Source organism: Ramlibacter sp. (assembly GCF_035706265.1).
GTDB lineage: Bacteria > Pseudomonadota > Gammaproteobacteria > Burkholderiales > Burkholderiaceae_C > Ramlibacter.
The window spans coordinates 1-2,696 of record NZ_DASSVG010000201.1 but is presented as its reverse complement, the minus strand read 5'-3'; the positions used below and the strand labels follow the sequence as shown (position 1 = coordinate 2,696).

The 2,696-nt window shown below is 65.7% G+C and carries 2 protein-coding genes; both read right to left on the bottom strand.

The annotated features are described in order from the left end of the window. Positions 1–1,064 (bottom strand): HAMP domain-containing protein (locus tag VFM98_RS07450; RefSeq protein WP_325109278.1); only part of this gene is annotated, 1,064 nt, incomplete at its 3' end. Positions 1,065–1,428: 364 nt separating this feature from the next. Continuing rightward, entirely contained in the window at positions 1,429–2,559 is a 1,131-nt protein-coding gene (locus tag VFM98_RS07445) for a branched-chain amino acid ABC transporter substrate-binding protein (protein WP_325109277.1), read from the bottom strand. Between the last annotated feature and the right edge of the window lie 137 nt (positions 2,560–2,696).

The window sequence follows — 2,696 nt, the reverse complement described above, 5'->3', positions numbered from 1 at the left end:
TCGCGGGCGACCCGCGTGACTTCCGCGGCGAAGGACGAGAGCTGGTCGACCATCGTGTTCATCGTCGACTTGAGCTCCAGCACCTCGCCTTTCGCGTCGACGGTGATGGTGCGCGAGAGGTCGCCCGCGGCCACCGCCTTCGTCACCTCGGCGATGTTGCGCACCTGCGCCGTCAGGTTGCCGGCCATGGAGTTGACCGAGTCCGTCAGGTCCTTCCAGGTGCCCGCCACGCCCTGCACTTCGGCCTGGCCGCCCAGCTTGCCTTCGGTGCCCACCTCGCGCGCCACCCGCGTCACTTCGGCAGAGAAGGTGCCGAGCTGCTGCACCATCTTGTTGATGGTCATGGCGGTGCGCAGGAATTCGCCTTCCAGCGCGCGGCCGTCGGCCTCCAGCGCCATCGACTTGGACAGGTCGCCCTGCGCCACCGCGCCGATCACCCGCGCCACTTCGGAAGTGGGATGCACCAGGTCGGAGATCAGCGAGTTGATCGACTCGGCGGAATCGCGCCAGAAGCCGCCGGCGGCCGGCATCGCCGCCCGCTCCTTCAGCTTGCCTTCCTTGCCGACCACGCGCGAGAGGCGGGCCAGCTCCTGCGACATGCGCACGTTCTCGGCGACCACGTCGTTGAAGGCGTCGGCGACCTTGCCGAACAGGCCGGTCCAGTCGTGCGGCAGTTCCGCCTGCACGTTGCCCTTCTTCAATTCGGTCAGCGAAGCCAGCAGCGTGCGATTGCGCTCCGCGGACAGCTCCACTTCGTCGAGCAGCTGGTTGACGCTGGCGACGTTCTCCTGCCAGAAGCCGGTGAGCTTGTCGTCGCTCAGGCGCCGTCCGGCGCGCGTGCCGGCATGGGGACCGCCGGCCACGGTGCGCAGCTTGTGGCTGGCGCGGGAAGTCTGGGAGGACAGGTCGTTGAACTCCGCGGCGATCTTGCCGAAGAGGCCGTCCCATTCGGTCGGCAAGGAGACGCCCTGCTCGCCGCGCCGGAACGCGGACAGGGCCTTCAACACGAGCCTCAGTTCTCCGTCTCGGTGCTCGGCGGGCTGCGGCTTCGCCAGGACTTCCATGTGATTCCCCAAAAGTAAGCAACTGTTGGTAAGCCAACAGAGCTTCGGAGGGTAGCGCCTCCACGAAAAGCCTTCAACGCGACAGCACCGGTCAACCCTGCGCAAACCCAGTGCTGGTGCGGGTTGTAGGATACGGCCGACATCAAAAGAACCACCGCGCCTACAGGACTGAAGCGTGCGCGCGACGCCTCGTCATCGGCACGGAAGGACCACTGCACGGTCCGCCGGAAATGGGGCGCCGGAAACACCGCGTTACGCCGGATCAGCAGAACCCGCCCATGGATCGGCGGATCTCCATGCGCGGGGTGGATCACACGAAAAAGGCCGCCCGAAGGCGGCCTCGCTGGCTGCATCTGCGGCGGCCTTATTCGGCGACCGACTTCTTGCCGCCCTTGTACGTGTAGAGCGTGCTGGCGGCGTTCTTCAGTTCGCCGTTCGGCTCGAACACGATGTTGGCGGTGACGCCCTTGTAGTTGGTCTTCTTCAGGAAGGGGATGTACTTCTTCGGGTCGATGGAGTTGGCGCGCTTCATCGCGTCGACCAGCACGAAGGTGGCGTCGTACGTGTACGGGCTGTAGATCTGGAACTGGCCCGGGTACTTCTTGTCGTAGCGCTCCTTCCAGGCCTTGCCGCCGGGCATCTTGTCGAGCGACGAGCCGCCCTCGGCGCAGATCACGTTCTCCAGCGACTTGGCGCCGCCGGCCAGTTCGATGATCTTCTGCGTGCAGATGCCGTCGCCGCCGAAGAACTTCACGTTGGTCATGCCCAGCTGGTCCAGCTGGCGCAGCATCGGGCCGCCCTGGGCGTCCATGCCGCCATAGAAGATGGCGTCGGGGTTCTTGGACTTGATGGACGTCAGGATGGCCATGAAGTCCGTGGCCTTGTCGTTGGTGAACTCCTGGCCCACCACCTGCATGCCCTTGGACTGCGCGGTCTTCTTGAACACCTCGGCGACGCCCTGGCCGTAGGCCGTGCGGTCGTCGATGACGGCGACCTTCTTGAGCTTCAGCTTGTCGGCCGCGTACAGGGCCAGCGCGGCGCCCAGCGCGTTGTCGTTGGAGATGATGCGGTAGGTCGTGTCCCAGCCCGGCTTGGTCAGGTCGGGGTTGGTGGCGGCGCCGGTGATGTGCGGGATGCCGCAGTCGTGGTACACCTTGGCGGCGGGGATGGTCGTGCCGGAGTTCAGGTGGCCCACCACGCCGGCGACCTTGGCGTCGCACAGCTTCTGGGCGGCGGCCGTGCCCTGCTTCGGGTCGGCGGCGTCGTCCTCGGCCTGGATCTCCCACTTGATCGTCTTGCCGCCGATCTTGATCTTCTGCGCGTTGAGGTCCTCGATGGCCATGCGGACGCCGTTCTCGTTGTCCTTGCCATAGTGGGCCTGCGCACCCGACAGCGGCGCGACGTGACCGATCTTGACGACCTGCTCCTGCGCAGCGGCGACGCCGCAGGCCGCGGCGATCGCCAGCGCAGCCGTCAATTTCAGCTTGAATTGCATAAAACCTCCGTTTGGGAAATGGGTTGAGATCCGTCTTTTGTACTCAACGGGCGCGACGGTATCGCATTTTCCGGACGCGATCCATAGGGAAAGAATCTAGGTCGCGGCACCGGTCGTGCCAAGCCGCAGCCAGGCCC